24 protein-coding genes are annotated in these 24274 nt (G+C 63.6%); 13 read left to right on the top strand and 11 right to left on the bottom strand.

All coding sequences use genetic code 11. From position 1 onward, the window contains the following. Positions 1–179 precede the first annotated feature (179 nt). From JMJ54_RS11075 to glmU, 10 genes are all read left to right on the top strand, one after another. Positions 180–551, top strand: a complete 372-nt coding sequence (locus tag JMJ54_RS11075; protein ID WP_203538624.1) for an ATP synthase subunit I — start codon at positions 180–182, stop codon at positions 549–551. 2 nt (positions 552–553) lie between these two features. After that, the gene (atpB, locus tag JMJ54_RS11070; protein WP_203538623.1) at positions 554–1345 is read left to right on the top strand and encodes a F0F1 ATP synthase subunit A; all 792 of its coding nucleotides are present in this window, start codon (positions 554–556) and stop codon (positions 1343–1345) included. A gap of 82 nt (positions 1346–1427) precedes the next feature. Continuing rightward, entirely contained in the window at positions 1428–1709 is a 282-nt protein-coding gene (gene atpE / locus JMJ54_RS11065; protein ID WP_070529638.1) for a F0F1 ATP synthase subunit C, read from the top strand. Between the two features lie 44 nt (positions 1710–1753). Next, entirely contained in the window at positions 1754–2224 is a 471-nt protein-coding gene (locus tag JMJ54_RS11060) for a F0F1 ATP synthase subunit B (RefSeq protein ID WP_203538622.1), read from the top strand. A gap of 7 nt (positions 2225–2231) precedes the next feature. Then, the gene (locus JMJ54_RS11055) at positions 2232–2768 is read left to right on the top strand and encodes a F0F1 ATP synthase subunit delta (RefSeq protein WP_203538621.1); all 537 of its coding nucleotides are present in this window, start codon (positions 2232–2234) and stop codon (positions 2766–2768) included. A 10-nt stretch (positions 2769–2778) separates the two neighbouring features. Beyond that, entirely contained in the window at positions 2779–4320 is a 1542-nt protein-coding gene (gene atpA, locus JMJ54_RS11050; RefSeq protein ID WP_203538620.1) for a F0F1 ATP synthase subunit alpha, read from the top strand. 29 nt (positions 4321–4349) lie between these two features. Continuing rightward, positions 4350–5219, top strand: coding sequence for a F0F1 ATP synthase subunit gamma (gene atpG, locus JMJ54_RS11045; RefSeq protein WP_203538619.1), 870 nt, complete (start codon positions 4350–4352; stop codon positions 5217–5219). A gap of 39 nt (positions 5220–5258) precedes the next feature. Further along, positions 5259–6638 (top strand): F0F1 ATP synthase subunit beta, encoded by a 1380-nt coding sequence (gene atpD, locus JMJ54_RS11040; protein WP_203538618.1) that lies wholly within the window; start codon positions 5259–5261, stop codon positions 6636–6638. Between the two features lie 17 nt (positions 6639–6655). After that, on the top strand, positions 6656–7078 hold the full coding sequence (locus tag JMJ54_RS11035) for a F0F1 ATP synthase subunit epsilon (RefSeq protein ID WP_444542914.1): 423 nt from the start codon (positions 6656–6658) through the stop codon (positions 7076–7078). Positions 7079–7219: 141 nt separating this feature from the next. Next, a complete protein-coding gene (gene glmU, locus JMJ54_RS11030; RefSeq protein WP_203538616.1) occupies positions 7220–8593 on the top strand; it encodes a bifunctional UDP-N-acetylglucosamine diphosphorylase/glucosamine-1-phosphate N-acetyltransferase GlmU in 1374 nt (457 codons plus the stop codon). On the opposite strand, the gene JMJ54_RS11025 is transcribed toward glmU, so the two are convergent. Continuing rightward, positions 8594–9502, bottom strand: a complete 909-nt coding sequence (locus JMJ54_RS11025; RefSeq protein WP_203538615.1) for a YihY/virulence factor BrkB family protein — start codon at positions 9500–9502, stop codon at positions 8594–8596. 128 nt (positions 9503–9630) lie between these two features. On the opposite strand from JMJ54_RS11025, the gene JMJ54_RS11020 reads away from it, so the two are divergent. Together JMJ54_RS11020 and ychF are read left to right on the top strand one after the other, a co-directional pair. Then, positions 9631–10536, top strand: coding sequence for an outer membrane beta-barrel protein (locus tag JMJ54_RS11020; RefSeq protein ID WP_203538614.1), 906 nt, complete (start codon positions 9631–9633; stop codon positions 10534–10536). A 136-nt stretch (positions 10537–10672) separates the two neighbouring features. Continuing rightward, positions 10673–11764 carry a redox-regulated ATPase YchF gene (gene ychF / locus JMJ54_RS11015; RefSeq protein WP_203538613.1) on the top strand — a complete coding sequence of 364 codons (1092 nt, stop codon included), beginning with the start codon at positions 10673–10675 and terminating at the stop codon, positions 11762–11764. On the opposite strand, the gene JMJ54_RS11010 is transcribed toward ychF, so the two are convergent. Continuing rightward, positions 11754–12227: a peroxidase gene (locus tag JMJ54_RS11010; RefSeq protein ID WP_203538612.1), complete on the bottom strand. Its 474-nt coding sequence runs from the start codon at positions 12225–12227 to the stop codon at positions 11754–11756. The genes ychF and JMJ54_RS11010 overlap by 11 nt on opposite strands. Positions 12228–12317: 90 nt before the next feature. Here JMJ54_RS11010 and JMJ54_RS11005 point away from each other — a divergent pair, with 90 nt between their 5' ends. Beyond that, positions 12318–12713: a DUF4280 domain-containing protein gene (locus tag JMJ54_RS11005; RefSeq protein ID WP_203538611.1), complete on the top strand. Its 396-nt coding sequence runs from the start codon at positions 12318–12320 to the stop codon at positions 12711–12713. Here JMJ54_RS11005 and JMJ54_RS19545 read toward each other — a convergent pair. From JMJ54_RS19545 to JMJ54_RS10960, 9 genes are all read right to left on the bottom strand, one after another. Beyond that, positions 12710–13255: a toxin-antitoxin system YwqK family antitoxin gene (locus tag JMJ54_RS19545; RefSeq protein ID WP_203538610.1), complete on the bottom strand. Its 546-nt coding sequence runs from the start codon at positions 13253–13255 to the stop codon at positions 12710–12712. The two genes, JMJ54_RS11005 and JMJ54_RS19545, sit on opposite strands and share 4 nt — an antisense overlap. A 10-nt stretch (positions 13256–13265) precedes the next feature. Continuing rightward, the gene (locus tag JMJ54_RS10995; RefSeq protein ID WP_203538609.1) at positions 13266–15284 is read right to left on the bottom strand and encodes a type VI secretion system Vgr family protein; all 2019 of its coding nucleotides are present in this window, start codon (positions 15282–15284) and stop codon (positions 13266–13268) included. Positions 15285–15338: 54 nt separating this feature from the next. Next, positions 15339–16205 (bottom strand): hypothetical protein, encoded by an 867-nt coding sequence (locus JMJ54_RS10990; protein WP_203538608.1) that lies wholly within the window; start codon positions 16203–16205, stop codon positions 15339–15341. Positions 16206–16292: 87 nt separating this feature from the next. Beyond that, a complete protein-coding gene (locus tag JMJ54_RS19540; protein ID WP_203538607.1) occupies positions 16293–17747 on the bottom strand; it encodes a Bd3614 family nucleic acid deaminase in 1455 nt (484 codons plus the stop codon). A 124-nt stretch (positions 17748–17871) separates the two neighbouring features. Beyond that, entirely contained in the window at positions 17872–20403 is a 2532-nt protein-coding gene (tssH, locus tag JMJ54_RS10980; RefSeq protein ID WP_203538606.1) for a type VI secretion system ATPase TssH, read from the bottom strand. After that, a complete protein-coding gene (gene tssG, locus JMJ54_RS10975) occupies positions 20394–21425 on the bottom strand; it encodes a type VI secretion system baseplate subunit TssG (RefSeq protein WP_203538605.1) in 1032 nt (343 codons plus the stop codon). The genes tssH and tssG overlap by 10 nt, the downstream gene beginning before the upstream one ends. Then, positions 21389–23185 carry a type VI secretion system baseplate subunit TssF gene (gene tssF / locus JMJ54_RS10970; protein ID WP_203538604.1) on the bottom strand — a complete coding sequence of 599 codons (1797 nt, stop codon included), beginning with the start codon at positions 23183–23185 and terminating at the stop codon, positions 21389–21391. Before tssF ends, tssG begins: the two co-directional genes overlap by 37 nt. Beyond that, complete coding sequence (tssE, locus tag JMJ54_RS10965) at positions 23182–23625, bottom strand: type VI secretion system baseplate subunit TssE (protein ID WP_203538603.1); 444 nt, start codon at positions 23623–23625, stop codon at positions 23182–23184. Before tssE ends, tssF begins: the two co-directional genes overlap by 4 nt. Before the next feature lie 21 nt (positions 23626–23646). After that, positions 23647–24141 (bottom strand): Hcp family type VI secretion system effector, encoded by a 495-nt coding sequence (locus JMJ54_RS10960; RefSeq protein WP_203538602.1) that lies wholly within the window; start codon positions 24139–24141, stop codon positions 23647–23649. Positions 24142–24274 lie beyond the last annotated feature (133 nt).

Below are 24274 nucleotides of genomic sequence, written 5' to 3'. Positions count from 1 at the left end.
GCAAGCCTGAGCTGGATCAAGGTCGGGCTGCGGATGTAGGCAGAACATGTAGTTAACTACACGCAACCATATGTAGCGTATTACGTATGGCCTGCAAGGAATTTCAGCTCGTCAATGTGTGAAAATTGACGCGTATCAACACGGCTCCGTATAATCGCGGGGCTTTGCGGGCGGTAGATATGGTCGCGCAAGCACAAATCAAGGGCGTGATCTGCCTCAAGGTGGGGATCACGCTGGTCGTGATGCTGCTGTCCTTTCTGTTATCGGGGCGCAGTGCGGGAATTGCAAGTGGCCTGGGTGGTGCGATCGCCTTGGCGGGTTCGCTGCTGTATGCGCGTGTCGCGTACCAGTTGGCGTATGGTCCGCCGGCAGCGCTGATCCGGCTGCATTACGCAGCCGAGGGCGCCAAGATGGCGCTGACCTTCGTCGCCTTTGCCGCAGTATTCGTTTTTTACCGGCAGGTAGCTTGGATGTGGTTGTTCATCGGATACATCGCCGCTACGAGTGCCTACTGGTTCGGGCTTTTGATTCAATTTAACGGCAAAAAATAACCATGGCTGCAGAACACCACGCTCCGGCGAACGCCACCGAGTACATCCAGCATCACCTGACCTTCAACCAGACTGCCAGCGGTTTCCATCTGGATACCTTCTGGATCGGCCTGTTCCTCGGCTTCGTGTTCGTCGGCGTGTTCGCCTTCGTCGCACGCCGCGCCACCAGCGGTGTGCCGGGCAAGCTGCAGAACTTCGTCGAGCTGATCGTCGAAATGGTCGACTCGCAGATCAAGGATGCCTTCCACGCCAAGAGCAAGGTCATCGGCCCGCTGTCGCTGACGATCTTCTGCTGGGTGTTCCTGATGAACGCAATGGACTTCCTGCCGGTTGACCTGCTGCCGTGGCTTGCCAACCACCTGTTCGGCATCAACTACCTGCGCGCCGTGCCGACTGCCGACGTCAACCAGACCTTCGCAATGTCGATCGCGGTGATGCTGCTGATCATCGGCTTCTCGATCAAGGCCAAGGGCCTCGGCGGCTACATCAAGGAACTGTTCACCGCACCGTTCCACGCTTCGGGTCCGGTCGGCACCATCCTGCTGGCACCGGCCAACTTCCTGCTGCAGATGGTCGAACTGATCGCCAAGCCGATTTCGCTGGCCCTGCGTCTGTTCGGCAACATGTACGCCGGCGAACTGATCTTCATGCTGATCGCGCTGCTGCCGTTCTGGATCCAGTGGGTCCTGGGCGCACCGTGGGCGATCTTCCACATCCTCGTGGTCACGCTGCAAGCCTTCGTGTTCATGATGCTGACCATCGTTTACCTGAGCCTCGCTGTCGAGGATCACTAAAGAATCGGGCCGGGCGGGCCATCCCGACCGGCACGTGTTTTTCTCATCCCAACCTCAACCATCCTTCTTGGAGTTATACAAAATGGCTGTTGCTGAAATCGCTTCCGTACAAAGCTTCACCGTGATCGCTGCTGCGATCATCATCGGTCTGGCCGCTATCGGTACCGCTCTGGGCTTCGCTATCCTCGGCGGCAAGTTCCTGGAATCGTCGGCTCGTCAGCCGGAAATGATCCCGGTTCTGCAAACCAAACTGTTCATCATCGCCGGTCTGCTCGACGCGATCTCGATGATCGGTGTTGGTGTTGCCATGCTCTACACCTTCAACAACCCGTTCCTCGGTGCGGTTCTGGCAGCGGCTCAGTAATTTTCTAAGCCCCCGCTTCAACCTTTAACTGGAGGACGTTCAGCGTGGATATCAATATGTCCCTGCTGGGTCAGATGATCACTTTTGCGATCCTGATCCTGTTCACGATGAAGTTCGTATGGCCTCCGCTGACCCGGATGATGGACGAGCGCGCGACGCGTATCGCCGATGGCTTGGCCGCAGCAGACCGCGCCAAGCAAGACTTGGCGAATGCCGAGAAGTCGTCGGCCGACAAGCTGCGCGAAGCCAAACAGCAAGCCACTGAAATCATCGCCCAAGCCGAGAAGCGCGCAGCGCAACTCGTCGACGAAGCGAAGGATGTGGCCAAGCTGGAAGGCGAGCGCCTGATCAAGGGTGCGCAGTCCGATATCGAACAGCAGGTTCAACAAGCCAAGGAAGTGTTGCGTCAGCAGGTTGCAGACCTCGCCGTCGCCGGTGCGCAGAAGATTCTCAGGTCCGAGATCGATGCAACCAAGCACGCCGCGCTGTTGAATACTCTCAAAGCGGAACTGTAAGACAGCCATGGCAGAACTCATCACCGTCGCTCGACCCTACGCCGAAGCCGTGTTTCGCCTTGCGAAAGACGCCGGTACGCTGGGTCAGTGGTCGGACGTGCTCGGTACGCTGTCCCTGATCGCTCAGGACCCGCTCGCCGATAACGTTGTGGCCAATCCCAAGTATTCCGCTGCTCAGGTTCAGCAATTGCTCGCCGGGCTTTTGGGCGGGAACGTCAGCGATGAGGTGAACAACTTCGTTGCCGTCGTACTGGAAAACCGCCGCTTCACCGCGCTGCCGCAGATTTCGGCTTTGTTCGAAACCTACAAGGCTGCCGAAGAAGGTGAGGTCGAGGCTGACATCGTGTCGGCTTTCCCGCTCGAAGATGCGCAAGTGGCCGAGCTCAAGACCGCGCTGGCAAACCATCTGCAACGCAAGGTGGCTGCACAGGTCAGCGTCAATCCCGACTTGATCGGCGGCGTCAAAGTGACGGTCGGCGATGTGGTGATTGATGCGTCCGTGGCCGGCAAGCTTTCTGCCCTCGCGACGAGCCTGAAGAGCTAGGAGATTTTTAATGCAACTCAATCCGTCTGAAATCAGTGAACTGATTAAAGCCCGGATCCAGAATTTGTCCGAAGGCGCTGAAGCCCGTACCACTGGTACGGTTGTTTCGGTCACCGACGGTATCGTTCGCGTGCACGGCCTCTCCGAGGTGATGCAGGGCGAAATGCTGGAATTCCCGGGTAATACCTTTGGCCTGGCGCTCAACCTCGAGCGTGACTCGGTCGGCGCCGTGGTGCTGGGTGAATACACCCACATCTGCGAAGGCGACGAAGTCAAGTGCACCGGCCGCATCCTCGAAGTGCCGGTCGGTCGCGAACTGATCGGCCGCGTGGTGAACTCGCTCGGCCAGCCGATCGACGGCAAGGGCCCGCTGGGTACCAACCTGACCAGCCCGATCGAAAAGATCGCGCCGGGCGTCATCGCGCGTCAATCGGTCGACCAGCCGCTGCAGACCGGCCTGAAGGCCATCGACACCATGGTGCCGATCGGTCGTGGCCAGCGCGAGCTGATCATTGGTGACCGCCAGACCGGCAAGACCGCCGTTGCGCTGGACGCGATCATCAACCAGAAGGGCACTGGCGTGACATGTATCTATGTCGCCATTGGCCAGAAGGCTTCGTCGATCGCCAACGTGGTGCGCAAGCTCGAAGAGCACGGCGCCCTCGCCCACACCATCATCGTTGCCGCTGCGGCGTCCGAATCGGCTGCGCTGCAGTACATCGCCGCTTATTCCGGTTGCACGATGGGTGAGTACTTCCGCGACCTCGGCGAAGATGCGCTGATCGTGTACGACGACCTGTCCAAGCAGGCCGTTGCCTACCGTCAGATCTCGCTGCTGCTGCGCCGTCCGCCGGGCCGCGAAGCCTATCCGGGCGACGTGTTCTATCTCCACTCGCGTCTGCTGGAACGTGCCGCACGGATCAACGCCGACGAAGTCGAGAAGCTCACCAACGGCGCCGTGAAGGGCAAGACCGGTTCGCTGACCGCGCTGCCGATCATCGAAACGCAAGCCGGTGACGTGTCGGCCTTCGTTCCGACCAACGTGATCTCGATCACCGACGGCCAGATCTTCCTGGAAACCGACCTGTTCAACGCCGGTATCCGTCCTGCGATGAACGCCGGTATCTCGGTGTCGCGCGTCGGCGGTGCTGCGCAGACCAAGGTCATCAAGAAGCTCGGCGGCGGTGTGCGTCTGGCGCTGGCCCAGTACCGTGAACTGGCTGCGTTCGCGCAGTTCGCTTCGGATCTGGACGAAGCCACCCGCAAGCAGCTCGAACGCGGCAAGCTCGTGACCGAACTGATGAAGCAGGCGCAGTACAGCCCGCTCAAGGTGGCCGAGCTCGGCGTCACGCTGCTCCTGATCAACAAGGGTGTGTACGACGACGTCAAGGTCGAACGTGCGCTCGCTTTCGAAGCGGCTTTCCTGTCGTACCTGAAGGCCAACGCTGCCGAGGCACTGGCTCGCGTCGAAGAGAAGGGCAACCTTTCCGAAGACGACGAGGCGACCATCCTCAAGGCTGCGGCAAGCTTCAAGTCCGGCAACGCCTACTGATTCGAAACTGATTAAAGAGGAATCGAATCATGGCAGGCGGTAAAGAGATCCGGACCAAGATCAAGAGCGTCAAAAACACGCAGAAGATCACCCGCGCCATGGAAATGGTGGCGACGTCCAAGATGCGCCGTGCGCAGGAGCGCATGCGTGGTGCCCGGCCTTACGGTGAAAAAATCCGCAAGGTCACGGCCCACCTGAGTGCTGCGCTGGTGGACTACGCGCATCCTTTCCTTCAATCGCGCGACACCGTCAAGCGGGTTGGTTTCATCGTCGTCACGTCGGATAAGGGCCTGTGCGGTGGTCTGAACACCAACGCACTGCGCCTGACGCTGAATGCGATGAAGGAATTGCACCAGAAGGGTGTGGAAATCGCCGTCACCGCCATTGGCAACAAGGGCTTCGGCTTCATGAACCGCAACGGCGCGAAAGTGATTTCGCACGTTGTGGGTCTGGGCGACACGCCGCACGTCGAGCAGCTGATCGGACCGATCAAGGTCATGGTCGACGCTTACGTCGCGGGCGAAGTGGACGAGGTTCGCCTCGTCTACACCAAGTTCGTCAACACCATGAGGCAAGAGCCGACTGTCGAACAGCTGCTGCCGCTGGCTGGTGAAGCCATCGGCCAGCCGGACCATGGCTACAACTGGGAATACCTGTACGAGCCGGATGCCAAGACCGTCATCGACGATCTGATGATCCGTTACCTCGAAGCGCTGGTTTACCAGGCCGTAGCGGAAAACATGGCCTCCGAGAATGCAGCCCGGATGGTGGCGATGAAGGCCGCGACCGACAACGCCGACAAGGTGATCGGCAATCTGCAACTGCTGTACAACAAGACGCGTCAAGCTGCGATTACGAAAGAACTTTCGGAAATCTGCGCCGGCGCTGCAGCGGTTTAACAGATCGCCAACCCGAATTTACTGATTAGGAACCCTAAGATGAGCCAAGGGAAAATCGTACAAATCATTGGCCCGGTGGTCGACGTGGAATTTCCGCGCGACAACCTGCCCAAGGTGTATGACGCGCTCAAGCTCGCCGCCCAGGACCTGACGCTGGAAGTCCAGCAGCAGCTTGGTGACGGTGTAGTGCGCGCGATCGCCATGGGTACGACCGATGGCCTGAAGCGTGGCCTGCTGGTGGACAACACCCACGCACCGATCTCGGTGCCGGTGGGTAACGCCACGCTGGGTCGCATCATGGACGTGCTGGGCAACCCGATTGACGAAGCAGGCCCGGTGCAGACCGACGCCCGCCGCGCCATTCACCAGCCGGCACCGAAGTTCGACGAACTGAACCAGTCGATCGACCTGCTGGAAACCGGCATCAAGGTTATCGACCTGGTGTGCCCGTTCGCCAAGGGCGGCAAGGTCGGCCTGTTCGGCGGCGCCGGCGTCGGCAAGACCGTCAACATGATGGAACTGATCAACAACATCGCCAAGGCACACTCGGGTCTGTCCGTGTTCGCCGGCGTGGGTGAGCGTACCCGTGAGGGCAACGACTTCTACCACGAAATGAAGGACTCCAACGTCCTCGACAAGGTGGCGATGGTGTACGGCCAGATGAACGAGCCGCCGGGCAACCGTCTGCGCGTCGCACTGACCGGTCTGTCGATCGCCGAACACTTCCGTGATGAAGGTCGCGACATTCTGTTCTTCGTCGACAACATCTACCGTTACACCCTGGCCGGTACCGAAGTCTCGGCGCTGCTGGGTCGTATGCCGTCCGCGGTGGGTTACCAGCCGACGCTGGCCGAAGAAATGGGCGCCCTGCAAGAGCGCATCACTTCGACCAAGAGCGGTTCGATCACGTCGATCCAGGCCGTTTACGTCCCTGCGGATGACTTGACCGACCCGTCGCCGGCCACGACCTTCGCCCACTTGGATGCAACCGTCGTTCTGTCGCGTGACATCGCCGCACTGGGTATCTACCCTGCGGTCGACCCGCTCGACTCGACCTCGCGTCAGCTCGACCCGCAAGTCGTCGGCGACGAGCACTACCAGGTCGCGCGTGGCGTGCAGCAAACGCTGCAGAAGTACAAGGAACTGCAGGACATCATCGCGATTCTGGGTATGGACGAACTGTCGCCTGAAGACAAGCTGTCCGTGGCCCGTGCGCGTAAGATCCAGCGCTTCCTGTCGCAGCCTTTCCACGTGGCCGAAGTGTTCACCGGCTCGCCGGGCAAGTACGTGCCGCTGAAGGAAACCCTCAAGGGCTTCAAGGGCATTCTCAACGGCGATTACGATCACCTTCCGGAGCAGGCCTTCTACATGGTCGGCGGTATCGAAGAAGCGATCGAAAAAGCCAAGACCTTGCAATAAGGGGATAGCCGATGGCCATGACCATGCACGTGGACGTGGTGAGCGCCGAGGAACTGATCTACTCCGGTACCGCCGAGTTCATCTCGGCGCCTGCCGACAAGGGCGAGATCGGTATCCTGCCGCGGCACGCACCGCTGCTCACCCGGGTCCGCCCGGGCGCGCTGCGGATCAAGCCGGCCAACTCGAACGATCCGGACGTGATCCTGTACGTTTCGGGCGGCCTGCTTGAAGTGCAACCGCACGTGGTGACGGTGCTGGCCGATACCGCGATTCGCGGTGCCGACATCGACGAAGCGAAGGCACTCGATGCCAAGCGCCGTGCCGAAGAAGTCCTCAAGGGCAAAACCGGTGCGGTCGACTTCGCGATGGCGCAAGCCGAACTGCTCGAAGCGGTCGCGAAACTCGCGGTGCTCGAGAAGCTCAAGAAGCGCGGCCACTAAGCGCCCCCAAGCACCCCAAAAAGAACCCCGGTCCTGTGACCGGGGTTTTTCTTTTTCGCCGTACCGGTATTGACCCGATACCGCGCGGATGCGCGGCGGCGCTACAATGCAGCCATTCTTTCCCGCTGATTCAGGATCGTCATGACTCATCCGCTCAACGTTGTCGTGCTTGCCGCCGGTCAGGGCAAGCGCATGTATTCGAAGCTGCCCAAGGTATTGCACCAGATCGCCGGCAAGCCGCTGGTGGGGCATGTGCTCGATACCGCGCGACAACTGCAGCCGGCCAGGCTGGTCGTCGTCCACGGCCATGGCGGCGAGCTGGTGCAGAAGGCCTTTGCAGGCCAGACGGATCTGGCCTGGGCACATCAGGCACAACAACTCGGCACCGGCCATGCGCTGGCACAGGCGTTGCCGCAGCTCGAAGGCGGCGTGACGCTGATGCTGTACGGCGACGTGCCGCTGACCCGCGTATCGACACTGCAGGCGCTGCTGGCTACGGTCGAAGGCGGCAAGATGGGCATCCTGACCGACGTGCTCGACGACGCGACCGGCTACGGCCGCATCGTCCGCAACACTGAAGGCGAGGTGCAGGCCATTGTCGAGCAGAAGGACGCGACGCCGGCACAGGCGGCCATCCGCGAAATGAACACCGGCATCCTCGCGCTGCCGACGGCACGCCTTGCCGGCTGGCTGGGCGAGCTGAAGAACGACAACGCCCAGGGCGAGTACTACGCGACCGACCTGATCGCACTGGCCGTGCGCGATGGCGTTGCTGTGGCGACGGTGCATCCTCAGGACCACTGGGAAGCCGAAGGCATCAACAACAAAGTCCAGCTGGCCACGCTCGAGCGCATTTTCCAGCAGCAGCAGGCGCACGCCCTGCTGACCGCCGGCATCACGCTGCGCGACCCGGCCCGCTTCGACCTGCGCGGCACGCTCGAACACGGCATGGATGTGATCGTCGATGCCAACTGCGTGTTCGAGGGCAAGGTCGTGCTTGGCCACGATGTCAGCATCGGTGCGAATTGCGTGCTAAAGAACGTCACCATTGCCGATGGTGCGGTGATCCACCCGTTCTGCCACCTCGAGGATGCGGTGATCGGTGCGGGCAGCCTGATCGGCCCGTATGCGCGGCTGCGCCCGGGGACCGAGCTGGCCGAGAACGTCCACGTCGGCAACTTCGTCGAAGTGAAGAAGTCGGTGGTCGGTGTCGGTTCCAAGGTCAATCACCTCACCTATATCGGCGACACGACGATCGGCCGCGACGTCAACGTCGGTGCAGGCACGATCACCGCCAACTACGACGGCGTGAACAAGTTCCGTACCGTGATCGAGGACGAGGCACGCATCGGTTCGAACAACGTGCTGGTTGCACCGGTGACCATCGGTGCTCGGGCGACGACCGGCGCCGGTTCGGTGATCGGCAAGAACGCGCCGGCGGGCGAGCTGACCGTTGCCCGTGCCAAGCAGGTGACAATCACCGGCTGGCAACGTCCGGAAAAACCGAAGCAGTAATCAGCCGACCGGGGTGTCCTCGGCGGCCTTGTGATGGCGTGGCGGAATCGGTTCGGCGTACAGGTTGGGCCGGATCGGAACGCCGCGTGCCTCGGCCACCGCCTCGGTCAGCTCGGCGCCGAGCAGCAGGATCAGCGACGAGTAGTAGACCCACACCAGCAGCACGACGACGCTGCCGGCTGGGCCGTAGGCGCCGCCCACATCGCTGTTGGCGATGTAGACGCCGATGGCGATCTTGCCGAGCAGGAACAGTGCGTCGGTCAGCGTGGCGCCGACCAGTGCGTCGCGCCACGCGATCTGCGCGTCGGGCAGGATCTTGAAGATCGCCGCGAACACGAAAATGAACACCGCGGTCGAGATGCCGGCCTCGAGGCCCTGCCAAGCCAGCGTGTTGCCGGCGACGAAGACGCGGATCAGCGTGCTCGCCGAGAACGAAATCACCAGCAGGAAAGCGACCGCCAGCAGCAGGCCGAGTGCATTGAGGCGCGAGCGCAACCAGCCTAGTACCGCGGCACCGGGCTTGGCACGCAGCCCCCAGACGCGGTTCAGGGCGCCCTGCAGCTGGGCGAACACCGCCGACGCGGCGATCAGCGTGATGCCCAGGCCGATGATGCCGGCCAGGTTGCCGACGCTGGGCCGGCTGCTGGCGTTGTGGATCACCAGCGATACCGCGTCGGCTGCCTTGGGCCCCACCATTTCGTTGAGGCCTTCGACCAGCCGGCCCTGATAGTCGGCGCTGAGCGAGGCGACCACCCACAGCAGCAGTACCAGCAGCGGTGCGAACGACAGCGCCGAGTAGAACGCCAGTGCGGCGGCGCGCGTCATCAGCTCGTCGTCGAAGAAACCCTCGACGGTTTTCTCGACCACGCGTCTGGCCAGCAGGTACAAGGCGTGAATCCGCGCCCACATCGGCGATACTCCAGTCAGGAACAGTTATCAGCTTAAGCGCGTGCTCCGGCGAAATCGAGCGGTGTGCGCGGACGGGGACGACGATGCCGCTCCGCTTCTGCCTTTGTGCTGTTGCTCTCGGTGTGGCCATGCCGGGCCACGCCGGCAGCGTGTTCGGCCAGCTGGGCGCGACGTCGGCCAATGCGCCCGAGGAAAACAGCTACGGCTGGGCCATCGGTTACGACCAGCCTTTGGGCGAGACGCTGTCGATGCGCTTTGCTTGGCTGAACGAGGGGCACGTCAGCGGCCACCGTCGTGATGGTCAGGCGCTGCAACTGTGGGCCGGCTTGCCGCTGGGCGGTGGCTGGCGACTCGCCGCCGGCGCCGGGCCGTACTACTACTACGACACGCAGAACCTCGGTGACGGTTACCGGATCTCGCACGGCTGGGGCGGCCTGTACAGCGCAGCGCTGCAGTACGAGAGCACCGGTGGCTGGATCTGGGCACTGCAGTACAACCGGATCGAGGCACGCGACGGCTTCGACACCAATGCCCTGCTGCTGCAGCTCGGTTACCGGCTGGACGGTGCGCCGGCCGGGGCCGAGGACGGGCCAACCGGGCGGCAGGAAGTGGCGCTGCTGCTCGGTGCCGCCATCGTCAACAACCTCGATTCGCCCAATTCCTTCAGTGGCGGCGTCGCGTACAGCTTCCGCTTCGCCGATGACTGGGCCGTCTCTGCGATGTGGCTCGACGAGGTGAACACCGACGTGCTGCGGCGTCAGGGCATCGTCGCCCAGTTGTGGTACGAGCCCGACCTCGGCAGCGACCGTTTCAGCATCGGTGTCGGCATCGGGCCGTACTACGCGACCCGGCTCGACGACATGAATGGCAGTGGTGCCGTCGACGACGACAAGCGCTGGGCGGGGCTGGTCTCGCTCGGTGCGGGCTACCGGCTTGCCGGACCGTGGATGTTGCGGGCGGCCTGGCATCGCGTGCTGACCTCGTACAGTCGCGACAGCGACGTGCTGCAACTGGGGCTCGGCTACCGCTTCTGAGCCGCCTGCAATCCGCGGTTGCGGCCGAATACCGTCCGGAATCCGCCTGGTTTGGCGCCCGAAAATGCTACAATCGGCGTTTTTTCCCGCTGTGCGTTTCGCGCGCAGGGGATTGATCGATCAAGGATTTTTCCCGATGAGCCTCAAATGCGGCATCGTCGGCCTGCCCAACGTCGGCAAGTCGACGCTATTCAATGCACTGACCAAGGCCGGCATCGAAGCCGCCAATTACCCGTTCTGCACCATCGAACCGAACGTCGGCATCGTCGAAGTGCCGGACCCGCGCCTCGGTGAGCTGGCTGCCATCATCAACCCGCAGAAGATCGTGCCGGCCATCGTCGAATTCGTCGACATCGCCGGCTTGGTCGCCGGTGCGTCCAAGGGCGAAGGTCTGGGCAACCAGTTCCTCGCGAACATCCGCGAGACCGACGCCATCGTCAACGTCGTGCGCTGCTTCGAGAACGACAACATCGTTCACGTCGCCGGCCGCATCGATCCGATCGACGACATCATCGTCATCGGTACCGAGCTGGCACTGGCCGACCTGACCGCGGTCGAGAAAGCCATGCAGCGCGAAGGCAAGAAGGCCAAGAGCGGCGACAAGGACGCGCAGGCCCTGATCAAGGTGCTGGAAAAGCTGCAGCCGCACCTGAACGAAGGCAAGCCGGCGCGTTCGGCCGGCCTGTCGGACGACGAGAAGCTAGCGATCAAGACGCTGTGCCTGTTGACGATCAAGCCGGCGATGTATGTCGCCAACGTGGCCGAAGACGGTTTCGACAACAACCCGCTGCTCGACAAGGTCCGTGCCCACGCTGACGCCGAAGGCGCGCCGGTGGTCGCCGTCTGCGCAGCGATCGAATCCGAAATCGCCGAGCTCGACGACGCCGACAAGGCCGAGTTCCTCGCCGAGATCGGCCAGGACGAACCGGGTCTGGACCGGCTGATCCGCGCGGCCTACCAGCTGCTGGGCCTGCAGACCTACTTCACCGCCGGCGTGAAGGAAGTCCGTGCCTGGACCATTCATATCGGCGATACCGCGCCGCAGGCCGCCGGTGTGATCCACACCGACTTCGAACGCGGCTTCATCCGTGCGCAGACGATTTCGTTCGCCGATTTCATCCAGTACAAGGGTGAACAGGGCGCGAAGGAAGTCGGCAAGATGCGCGCCGAAGGCAAGGACTACGTTGTCAAGGACGGCGACGTGCTGAACTTCCTGTTCAACGTCTGAGCGTTTCAGCGCCCCCGAAGCCCGGCATGTCCTGCCGGGCTTTTTCTTGGCCACCGGCGCAGCATCGGATGTTCACGCCGTACTGCTGCAGGATCAGCTTCGCCTCGCGGAACAGATTGCCGGCACTCCTGCGTGTCATTGGCGGCGGGGGCTCCGGGGATGTAGATTGTGCGGCGCGCAGTGGCGTGTCGACACCACTTGCGCCGCGAGGCAGCGTGACCGGAACGACTTCGAAGGAAAACAGCCGCTCTCCCTTCTTGTTGCGCATCTGGTTGAGGGCGCGAATGGCGGTGCAATCGTGCTCGGCGTGGGCCTTGCCGTTGCCGCCGGTGCGGAAGGTGACGCCGATGCGGATGGTCCCGATCGGGCCGCCGGCGCGGGCCGCGTGGAAACCGGAGACGCGTCTGTGCGCAGCGAGGGTTGCGGGTTCCGCCCTGATTTTTCGTTCGCTGTTTTTCCTCATCGCCGGTTCAGGCGGCTGCTTTACACTGTGTTCGAGAGGGGCTGGCCGGACCGGTGCCGTGCCCGCTGACCATCATTCGGAGCCCAAGCCATGTCCATGCCTCACGTCTGCGCCGGTGCAACGCTGCAATGCAGTTTCGGCATGGCGCCGGCACCGCTGAACGTGTTGCCGGTGAATCGTGTCCTGCTCGGCAGCATGCCGGCCGCGACGCTGATGGACCACATTCCCATCGTCAACATCACGCCGTTCGCGATGTGCCAGAGCATGGCCAACCCGACCGTCATCGCGGCAACGGCGGCGGCATTGGGCGTGCTCACGCCGATGCCGTGCATTCCGGTGACGGCGGCACCGTGGATTCCCGGTGGTGCGCCCACGGTGCTGCTGGGCAGCATGCCGGCGCTCAGTGCCGGCGGCACGCTGATGTGCAACTGGGGCGGCGTGATCAAGGTGGTGTCGCCGGGGCAGGTCACCACGCTCGTGCCCTAGTCGTGGCCCTGCCAGCGCCGCCACCACCAGGCCAGACGCGAAATCGGCTTGTTGTCGGCGTCAAGCGGCCGGCCGTCGGTATGAAAGCCTTCGACCCGCCCCGCCGGTTTGCCGTCGACGAACTGGTGGCGTTCGGCCAGCTGGCCGTTGGCGTGGAAACGCTGCTGCAGCCCGTGCAGCTTGCCCTGCCGGTAGCGGCTGTGCTGGACGACCCGCCCGTCCGGCTGGAAGACCTTGGCATCGCCGTGCGGCATGCCGAGCCGGTAGCTGGTCGTGTGCAGCAGCTTGCCGTCGGGGCCGAAAAAGCTGGCCGGGCCGTGCAGCGCGTTGTCGGCATAATGCATGCGTGCTGCCAGCTTGCCGTTCGGATGCAGCAGCTGGAACGGCCCGTGCAGGGCGCCCTGTTCGTAGGCCAGCTGGGCCAGCGGCTTGCCGGCCTCGCGGATCTGCAGCGCGCCGTGCAGTGCACCGCCGGCAAGGGTGCCGGTCAGCCGCGTCTGCTCGCGTTCCAGATCCAGTGTCTGTACGTCTTCTACCGCCACGATTCTTCCATCAGTTGAGTTTGACGATGCCGCCCTTGACGGTGAGCATGCCGCCACCGTCGACGGTCTGTTCGGCCGCGGCCTTGTTCATCAGGCTGACGCCGGCATCGTTGGTCAGCGTCGTGCCGGCCTTGTTGGTCAGCGCGGTGCCCGCCTGATTGGTCAGCGCGGTGCCGGCCTTGTTGGTCAGTGACGTGCCGGCCTGACTGGTCAGCGCGCCGTCGCTCTTGGCGGTGAAGGCGCCGGTACTCTGCAGCGTCAGCGTGCCGCCGACCTTGATCGTCAGGTTGCCGTCGATCGTCAGCGTGTAGTCGCCGCTGATCTTGTGTTCGAACTTGCCACCGGTGGTGTGGCTCTGGTCGCCGTCGACCTTGAGCGTGCGCTTGCCCTTGACCTCGAGCGATTCGGTCCCGGTCTTGATCGTCGTCGTCCGGTTGCCCTTTTCGATCGTCGTGCTGTCGTTGCCCTCGCTGACGGTGCGCGTCCGGTCGTTTTTCACCGTCAGCGTTTCGTCATGGCCGATGGTGGTCTTGCTGTCGTTGAGGACATTGGCGGTGAAGTCCTTCTGCGCCTGCAGGAACACTTCCTCGCTGTCCTTCTTGTCCTCGAAACGCAGTTCGTTGAAGCCGCCGCCGCCCCTGCTCGAATTGGTCTTGATGCCGCTCTGCGTCTGGTTGGCCGGCAGCGCGTACGGCAGCGTGTTGTCGCCGTTGTAGACGCAGCCGGTTACCAGCGGCCGGTCCGGATCGCCGTCGATGAAGGTGACGATGACCTCCTGGCCGATGCGCGGAATGAACTGGGCACCGAAACTTTTGCCGGTCCATGCCTGCATCACGCGGATCCAGCACGAGCTGTTTTCGTCGTTCTGGCCGTCACGGTCCCAGTGGAACTGCACCTTGATCCGGCCGTACTGGTCGGTCCAGATTTCCTCGCCCGACTTCCCGACCACGATGGCGGTCTGCGTATGCATGTAGGGTTTCGCAGTGGTGCGCGGCGGCCGGTAGGTGGTGGCCTTGGGGATCGCCTCGAAGCGGTTGGCGTAGTGCTGATGGTCTCCGTCATGCGTGACGGCGGTCACCAGCCATTCGATGTTGGCCGCGTCGCTGTCGTGACCGGTGAGCGTGAACGTGTGGCCCGGGATCAGCCAGCGGCAATCGCTTTCACCGACGAAGCACAACGCCTGCGTGCGCAGCGCGTCGATGCGGCGCTTGGCCAGCGTATCACCGGTGGCTTTCACCGTATAACCGCCGGGATGCTCGTAGCGGCTCAGCGGGCCGTCCTTGGTCTGCGCCTGCGTGTACAGCGCGGTGGCCGGCGTGGTGAACTCGTAGTCGGTGGTGCGATGGCCGGTACTGACCGCCTGCTGGCGCAACTGGCCGCCGCGGATCGTGTGCAGCTCCCGCGCGCCCATTTCACCGGGCTTGAATGCCAGCGTGCTGGCGTTCGGGCAGGCCGGAAATGCGTCGTTGTTGTCGGCCAGGACCAGCGTGTGCTTGCCGGTGGCATGGGTGAAGAAATAGAAAATGCCCTCGTCCTCGAGCAGGCGCGAAACGAAGGCGAAATCGCTCTCGCCGTACTGGACGCAATACTCGCGCGCCGTATAGCTGGCGTTGAGCTTGAGCTGGTAATCGCTGAAACCGTGCACCGCGAACACGGCCTTGACGATGTCCGGCACCGTCTTGTTCTGGAAGATGCGGTTGTTGCTCGCCAGCGTCAGCCACCACAGCCACGGGCGCAAGGTAACGGCATAGCGTTCGAAACCGCCGCTGCCGTCGAGCGGCAACTGGCTGATTTCGGCGCACAGGCCGTCGAGCGGCCGTTTGTCGCTGTCGTTGTTCAGGCTCAGCGTCACGTGCTTGGCGATCGCGTCGCTCATCGTCAGTGCCGAGGTACTGACGCACTGCGCGGCGATCTCGCCCAGCGCATTCAGCGTCTCGTGGCCGCTGAAGCCGCTGGCATACAGCGCGTCCAGCGGCGCGGTGGCGGTGAGGCTGAGCGAGGTATTGGTGTCGGTGGGGCGGGTAGGCACGGGTAGGCTCGGCAAGAGGCAAGGAGAGGGACCGATGAACGATCCAACTGAAAATCAGAAGAAATACTGCTTTGCCAGCTCGGTGTGCAAGGTGTTTCCGCTGCGCCAGCTGTTGAATACAGCCAGTTTCAGGTACCGGTATTCCCAGCCGTTGGTGCCCAGGTGCCTGATCGGGAATCCATACTTGTAGCGGATTTTGATCGTGAAATGAATCACCTTCTGGTAGGTCGTGCTGCCTTGCACGTGGTTGATGGTATAGGTGGCCAGCTGAGTACTTTTCGGAAAACGGGTATTGGGAATCTGGCTTAACTGGGTGGTCGGCGTTTGAACGTCGGTGAGTCGTTTCTGGATTGTCTGGTAACTCATTCCCCGGCCGGAAGCGCCTTGCGGGTTGTGTGGCTGATGCTCGGTAATCAGCTTGAAAAGCTTGTTGCGAGTCGCCGTCTGGAATTCGTCCATCGTCATGGAACCAAGGGTATGAGCACCCAGCGGCCAGGTGTTGTCGTTGTTGCAGATGCTCATGTCGACCACAAGCCGGTCGTCGACGCGCGGTGTTTCACCCCGCTCGCCAGCCAGCTGATTGATCGCTTCGGAAATCATTCTGCTGACCGCGCTATGATCCTGGATGGTGTTTTTCAGCTGAATGGATTTGGCTTCCCAGGCCGAGGCATCACCGACGGTCACGTCGGCGTGTCCTTCCAGCAGCGATCTGCCCTTGAGTGTCCGGTGCTTGTACATCTGCAAGAATTCGGCTTCGTATCCACCGCTGATCCCGAATATTTTCGACGCCCATTCCTCGATTTTTTTCAGAAAGTACGTATCGACCGGTGAGGTTGGCGCTTTGGGTTCCAGTTCCTTGTACGAATCCAGCAAGGCTTGAACGATTTCCTGAATGCGAGCGAGCTTTTCTTTGGTGTCCATGTACGGGTCCCATTGCCGGGCGTGAACCGGCCAGATTCATTGTGTGGCAGGGCGGACTGATCAAGTCGGGAGTGCTGATGACCGAAATCAGCGGATCAGGCTGTTTCTTTTGATCGATTCGATCAAGTCGACGCCGCGCTGAAGGATCACGGTCTCGCCCGGATCTGCGACATACGAGTCGATCAGTTCCTTCAGGCTGTTCAGGCTGTAGGTGAACAGCAGCGTCGGCGCGGCGTTTTCGCGCAGGAAACCGGTGACGCCGCGTTTCCTGCTTTCGCTCGCGTGATGGTCGTTGAGCCAGTCACCGGCGGTGGCCTGGCGGCCGAGGGCCTGTGACCGCTCGGTCATCCATGCCGCGAAGGGCGTCTTGAAGCCCTTGGCGACCATCGGGTCCTTGGTTTTCGGAAACACGTTGGGCTGGTCGAGCACACTCTGGAAGTGGGTCGGCGGCTTGAGGCCGGGTTGCCCCAACCGGTTCACATAGGCCCTGAGTTCGGGGACCTCGACGATGGGTTTTTGCACAATGGGCATCATCGTGGTCAAGCGCTGCAGCGAACCGTTCTTGTTCTTGTCGAGCGAGCTGTCCTTGATGCGCGGATCGACGTGACCGATGACCACCGATGCATTGCGGCCGACGGTGGTGATCAGGCCCGCGCACATGTGGCATGGCGCCAGTGTCGAGTAGAGCCGCACGCCGTCGGGCAGGCTGCTGGTGCCGTTCTTGGCGAGGTAAGCGAGGATCATGCTGGTTTCGGCGTGCAGGCAGATGTTGAGGCGGTTGATGTTCACCCCCCAGCCGATGATCTTGTCGGTACTGTCGATCATGATTGCGGCGATGTTGTGACCGCCCTGCAACTTGTTGCGGCTATCCGGCAGCGCCGCGCCGGCCAGTGCGTACGTAACCTTCATCCATGCGTAGTCCTTGCGGCTGGCCTCGGTGATGCAGTCGCCGCTCTGAACCGGCAGGCAGTTGGCCACGCGATTGAGCATGCTGCGCTCGTTGACGTTGACCACCCGGCTTTTGTAGACCTCGTTGCACTTGTGCAGGCTGTCGTAGACCTTCGAAGCCTTGTCGGTCAGCTCGATGTTCTTCCAGTCGTCGAACCAGTCGATCCAGGTGTTCAGCTTGGTCGGGGTCGTCGGGAACTGGCTGAGTGTGGTCTTGATCGCGCGCCAGTTGGGGTATTTGATGTGGCCAGTGATCGCAAACTCGCCGTCGGTGGCGAGGCCATTGACGGTGCGCAGGTCATCGTCGGTCGGCTCGACCAGTTTTGCTGCAAACCCATCCAGATAAACGATGCTGCTGACCTGACGCTGCCATGCCAGCCCCAGGCACATCTCGGTCGGATCGTAGGTGGTGTAGACGACGTGCCTGCCGCTGTCGACGTTGTGCAGCAGATTGACCATGGCGGTTTCGTGCGCCTTTCCGCTTGAGATGCCGAGAGCGAGCACGCTCTGGTTCGAGACCAGCAGCGCAACGTCGTTGCCTTCCCTCTTCTTGCGATGCAGCGCGAGCGCCAGGAAATAGTAATGAATGTTCACGCGGAGGTCTCGCTAGTCATAGTCCGAAGAGGGCGCCGGACGGAACGCATTGAGCGCCGGAATGGGCCAGCTGGAGCAGGGGCCGGCGGGAGGGGCGGATGCCGGCGGCGGGGCGGTTCATCAGTCACTCCGTCATCCAGTCGGCCAGCTTGCCGACGACCTCGGCCATCAGGACGTTGTCGACGTCGCGTGCGCCGGCGTTGCGGCAGCGCGCGACAATGGCGGTGACGATCCGGTGGTCGAAATCGAAGTGCTTGCCGGTCGAATCGGCATAGCGCTGGCGCAGATTCCGGAGCCTGGTTTCGACGATGCTGCCAAGGGTAATGTCGTCCAGCAGCGAGTAGCCGACGACCGTCAGTCGCGCCAGCAGCGCCGCCCGGAAATTTCCGGCCAGCGCTTCGCGCAGTCGTTGGCCGAAGCGGCTTTCCGTCATCTCGCCCGCGCTGCAGTCGGCGATCAGCTCGGTGCCGGCGGCGCTGGTGGCGAGAATGACGGTGTTCCTGAAGTCGACGACGAGGCCGGTGCCGTCCTCCATCACGCCTTTGTCGAATACGTTGTAGAACGCCTCAAGTACATCGGGGTGGGCCTTCTCGATCTCGTCGAGCAGCACCACGCTGAACGGCTTGCGGCGGACCGCTTCGGTCAGGATGCCGCCGCTGCCGTGGCCGACGTACCCGGGCGGTGCGCCCCTGAGCTGGCTGACGCTGTGCGCCTCCTGGTATTCGGCGAGGTTGACCGTGATCAGGTTGCGCTCGCCGCCGTACAGCGCGTCGGCCAGCGCGTAGGCGGTTTCGGTCTTGCCGACCCCGGACGGGCCGACCAGCAGGAAGACGCCGACCGGCTTTTGCGGGTCGGTCAGGCCGGCACGCCAGGCCTGGATGCGCTGGGCGATCGCATTCAGTGCCGCCTCCTGGCCGAGCACGCGCTGGCCCATCCGTTGCGCCAGTGTGCGGATGGCGTGGGCTTCGTCGGCGAGCATCCGGCCGACCGGCACGCCGGTCCAGTCGGCGATGACGGCGGCAACGTCGCGGACGTCGACATGCTCGGGCACCATCGGTTCGCCATCGCGGATGATGCACAGGCCCTGCTCGAGTCGTGCCAGCTCGGCGGCGGTGGTTTCAAGCTGCAGGTCGAGTTCGGGCGGCACCGCGTCACCGAGCTCGCGTGCTTCGTCGGCGAGTGCTTCAAAGGCCCCACGGACAAGCAGCAATTCGCGGACGGCGGCAAGTTCGTGCCGCCAGCGGGTTTCGAGCTGGGCGAGCTGCGTCTGGTGCGCGGCCGATTCGGCCTCGAGTTGCAGGATGCGCGCCGTGTGTTCGTGACCGCTGGCCTGTTCGCGCTGCAGCCGGGTCAGTTCGGTGTGGATCGATGCCAATGCCCTTTGCAGGACCTCGATCCGCTCGGGAACGTCGTATTGCGCCAGCGCGACCCGCGCGCAAGCGGTATCGAGCACCGAGATCGCCTTGTCCGGCAGCTGCCGGCTCGACAGGTAGCGGTGCGACAGCCGCACGGCGTCGCGGATCGCAGCGTCGAGCACGCGCACGTCGTGATGCTGTTCGAGCCGGGTGGCTACGGCACGCAGCATCTCGGTGGCGACCGTTTCGGTCGGCTCGTCGATCCGGATCAGCTGGAAGCGCCGGGCCAGTGCCGCATCGCGTTCGAAGTACTTCTTGTATTCGATCCAGGTCGTTGCGGCAACCGTCCTTAGCAGGCCGCGCGCCAGCGCCGGTTTCAGCAGATTGGCCGCATCGCTCTGGCCTTCGCCGGCACCTGCACCGATCAGCGTATGGGCTTCGTCGATGAACAGGATCACGTTGGTGGCACGCTGTACCGCGTCGATGACGCGCTTGAGCCGCAGTTCGAACTCGCCCTTGATGCCGGCGCCGGCCTGCAGCTGGCCGAGATCCAGCGTGCGTACCGACACGTTTCGCAGCGGTGGCGGGACATCGCCGCTGGCGATGCGCAAGGCCAGCCCTTCGACGATGGCGGTCTTGCCGACGCCGGGCTCGCCGACAAGGATGGGGTTGTTCTGGCGCCGGCGCAGCAGGATGTCGATGCACTGACGGATTTCCTGATCGCGGCCGATGATCGGGTCGATCTGCCCGTTCCGTGCATCGGCGGTCAGATCCTGGGTGTACTGCTCGAGGGCCGAATCGGCGACCGGCGGTGTCGGCGCCGGCGGCGGGGTGTCGAGGGGGGCATCATCCGCAGCCTCGATCGATTCGGCAGCCCAGTCGCGCCAGTGCCCGCGCAAGGTATCGACCGGAATCGCCAGAAGTACGCCGCCGGACAAATGCTGGCGCAGTGCGGAGTCGATCAGGACCAGCAGCAGCAAGCCGGCGCGGATCTGGCCGTTGGCGCGTTCGGCGGCGAGTTGCAGCCAGTTGATCACCGGCTTTGCCAGCGCCGGTGTGTAGGTGCTGCCTCGCTCGAAGCGCTGATGGCCGGCGTGCATTTCGGCTGCGAGTGCTGTCGCCGGGATGCCAAGCGGGGGCAGCAGTCTGGACAGGTCCCCCCCGTCGATTGCCAGCAGCTCCAGCATCAGGTGCTCGATCTCGACGTGATACTGCGTCTGCTGCAGGCTGCGTTGCGCGGCGCGTTCGAGCGCGGCGCGGCAGGGCGCGTTGAGCCGGCCGATCAGGCTGCTCAGGTCCATGCCGGCTCTTGCGTATCGGGCAGGATGCAGCGGTGCGGTTCGCTGCGTTTGCCGGCCAGCCAGCTGGTGCGGCCGAGCAGGACCGGCGCCTTGGGGTTCAGCACCGGTTTGGGGGCCTGCTCCGGTGCCAGCAGCAGGACCAACCGGCATGCCATATCGATGCCGAAGTAAAAACGCGCTAGTGCCATCAGCTCCTTGTGGCGCGGGCCACCGGGCAGGAAGCTGACATAGGTCGCCAGCGGCATCGGCCCGAGCCGGATGCGGATGCCGGCCTGCTCGTCCCAGATTCGCGCGCCGGCCAGCGCACCGCGCCCGAGGAGGTTGTTGCCGCCGCGCCGTCCGAGCCGGGTGCAGGCATTGTCCGGCAGCGAACTCCACGCGCCGTCGAACTGGTCGATGTGCAAGGGCAGCGCGAAGTGGCCGCGGACGATGCTCTGGAAACCGCTCGCCGAACGCCGCCGGTTGGCCAGAATCGACGTGCGCGTCAGCAGCGCGGCATCGGGTACGGCCTGGCGTTCGTGCAAGGCCCGTGGCAACAGGCCGGTCAGTGCGCGCAACAGCTGATGTGCGGCGCTATCGCTTGGCGGCGAGAACGGTGCCGCGATCCGGTACTTCTGCAGTGTCCGGTAGAGCTGCCCGAGCAGGCGCTGGTGAAATAGGTCGAGAAAGGCCGTGGGCGTCGGGTCCTTGCGGGCGCGTCGCGCCTGCAGCCATTCCTGGTAGGCGTAGGGCAGCGGACCGTCGGGCCCACCCAGACCGAACAGGTGGACCGACAGCACCGGCGACTGACCCGGCTGGGCAGCGGCCCGCAGCGGCCCGATTGCCCCTGTGGGCAGGGAGGGAGACAGCGGGCCGCGCAGGCGCACGGTTTCCTGCCGCGGATCCACGCCGTGACCGGGGGGCGTGCTGTCCGGATCAAGCCGGTGCAGCAGTGCGACCGCCTGCGAAAATTCGAACGCATGCGTTTCGCGGTAGAGCCGCTCGACTACAGAATCAGCGGGTCGCCGACCAAGGGCTGCCATGTTTTGATGTCCCTGTCCTGTTCGACCAAGACCGTACGGACGAAGCGGTTGATGCTGGCGTACTGCGCGAGAAAATGGCCGACGACCCCCGAAAACAGCACCCGGCTGCTGCCGGTGAAATTGACTTCGTCCAGCATCAGCCGCACTTCGAGTCCGTTGCGCCAGCCCCGCCAGGCCTGGCGGCCGACGTGGGCAACGGCACGGCGCGTTTCCAGCCGGGTGATGCCGGTGATCTGCTGGCGGGCCATCTGGCTGTCGTTGAGGTTGTAAAGCGCGAGGATCTCCTGCAGCGCCGCCAGCGGCTGCGCATCCTCGACCAGTGACAGGTGGTTCAGCGACAGCTGCGAAATCAGCCGCCACCGCGAGGCGCCGGCGAGTGGTGCCGGGGTCTGTGGCGTCGGTTTGCTCAACAGCCGTGCCCGGGCGACCGGACCGGTACGCTGGAACGACAGTGCGGTGCCGGCAGGCAGCCCTTCGGCCAGCCCCCGGTTGGTGCAGAGCAGTTCTGCGGTCAGCGTGTGGTTCGGCGTGCTGCCCGGATCGAAGTTTTCATCGACCCAGGTCACCAGGATTTCGCTGCCGGTACGCCCGCGACTCACGCCGCTGACCCGGCGTGCATGCCACCACGTTCCGGTGGCCTGCATGCCGTGGCTGAATTCGAAATAGGCGGGTGCAACGTAGGCACCCTCGTCATTGCCGGAGCGGAGTTGGCGGACCGCGTAGATTTCGTGGCTGCTTTCGCGATGGCTGTCGGCGACGAGCCGGTACTCGCTGCGGGTGCTGTCCGGGCGTAACGGCTCCGACGTCCGTGGAAACAGGTTGATGCCCGGGGCGCAGCCGAGCGCGATGTCGCTGGGGCGCAATGTCAGCCGGTGCGACGGCGCGCGGTCGAAAGCGATCACCAGCTCGAGCTGCTCGTCTGCATCGGCCGGAATCCGGATCGGCAGATCGAAGAACATGAACTTCGCCGGGAAGGCAAAGTACTCGAGCAGCAGGCGGTAGGCCGGCAGCACGCCGTCCTCGAGCGGCAGCAGCGCCTCGTCGGTGTCGAAGCCCACCGGTCTGGGGAGTGCGTCGGGCTGGTAGCGCGCCGGCTTGCCTTCGGGCGCGACAAACACGCCGATCGCGTGGGCACACATCAGATCGTACAGCGTAGCGGCGCTGATGGGTGAGCCGGCCAGATGGACCCGCAGCGAGGTCAGCTTGAGGTCGGACCAGCGGTGCGGCGCCTGGCAGCGAAGGCGAAGCCGCAGCGCCGAGCGTGCATCGCCCATCGCCTTCAGTCCCTGTGCCTCCTCGGTCGGCAGCAAGGCGACCTCGGTGATCTCGACCGGCCAGACGGTGACCGGTGCCGTGGTACGGAAATGGATGCTGTCCCCGGTATTGGTCGTCGCATACAGGGCGGTATCACGGGGAATCCCGTAACCCTCGACGAGGCTGCCCTTGGTGGCGTCCGGCTCGAACTGCACGATGCCGGCCGATGGCATCGGCCGCAATGCATACGGATAGAGCTGTTCGAGCAGCGCGTCGGTGAGCTGGGAGAAGTCGTCGTCGAGGCGGCGCTGTAACCGGGCGTTCAGGAATGCAAATCCCTCCAGCAGCCGTTCGACGTGCGGATCGGTACTTTCCTCGCCGGAAAGGTCGAGTCGCCGGGCGACCTTCGGATAGTGCGCAGCGAAATCGCTGCCGGCGTGACGCAGCCAGGTCAGCTCGCGCTGGTAGTAGTCGAGCAGCAGCGGGTCGATCGAATCACTGCTCATGGCACGGCCGTTTCGAGATGCGGGGCGAGCAGGACGACGGGCAGCATCGTTTCGTGACCGACGACGGTGCCACTGACCTGGACACCGAGCCGCTGCGCCTGTCCGGGGAGCGGAACCAGCTTGACCTGCGGTTCGCGGATGCGCGGCTCGAAGCGGCGGATGGCTTCGGTCAGCTGCCTTTCGATCCGGCGTTGCTGTTGTGGCGCAGTGGCCGCGAAGGCGCTCCAGTCATCGACACCGTAGTCGATCACGCTCAGCGGATGCAGGTTCTGGATGGTTTCGCGACGGGTATTGAGCAATTGCGATAATTCGGTACGGATGGAACGAAGGGCTTCATCGACGTCGTAGTGCCAGTACGGCGAGAGGTCGGCATGCTGGTCCGGCTCGTCGTCGGCCAGACGCTCGAACAGCGGGGCGCGAAACGGTTTGGCGTGTTTCATGGTCTCGGCCCCGCCCTGTCATCAGCTTGCCTTGTTGGCTGCCAGATCCCATGTCGTCGCGGCCGAACCCTTCTTCGCGCCGTCGGACTTCTGGGTGGTCAGATCCCACTTGATCTTGGTGAAGTTGATCGACAGCGTTTCGACCGGCTTGCCGCCCGCACCGCCGCTGACGCTGACGTTGGAGAGGATGGCGTTGGTCAGCGTGTAGGTGATGAAGGGCATGATCTGTCCGTTGCTTTCCGCGGCGTTGCGGCCAACGGTGATCGTGACGGTCGGCAGCGATTTGCCCGAGCAGCAGTACTGGTTCAGCGACGGGGTGGCGGCGTCGGCGAATTTGGTGACGGTGAACTCGCCGATATGCGGCTTGCCGGAGGTACGTTCGGTGTTGCTGACGTCGTTGGTGACCTGCATGGCCACGTTATGGCTGTAGGACATCAGTTCGATCTTGTCCGTGTAGCCCTCGAGTGTGCATTCACCTTTGATGTCGGTGCCGAGGTCGAGAATGATGGCGTCCATCAGAGCTTGCTCCAGTGAGAGAGTGGGGGGGGGGGGGGCGGCCCCCCCGGGGGGGGGGGGGGGCCCGCCGGCGGCGGGGGGCGGGGGGGGGGGGGGGGCCGCCCCGCGGGGGGGGCCGGGGCGGGGGAGGGGG

This window comes from Jeongeupia naejangsanensis, from assembly GCF_016865585.1.
GTDB classification, from domain to species: domain Bacteria; phylum Pseudomonadota; class Gammaproteobacteria; order Burkholderiales; family Chitinibacteraceae; genus Jeongeupia; species Jeongeupia naejangsanensis.
Note: the sequence above shows the minus strand (reverse complement) of the source record. Positions and strands in the feature narration are given on the sequence as shown.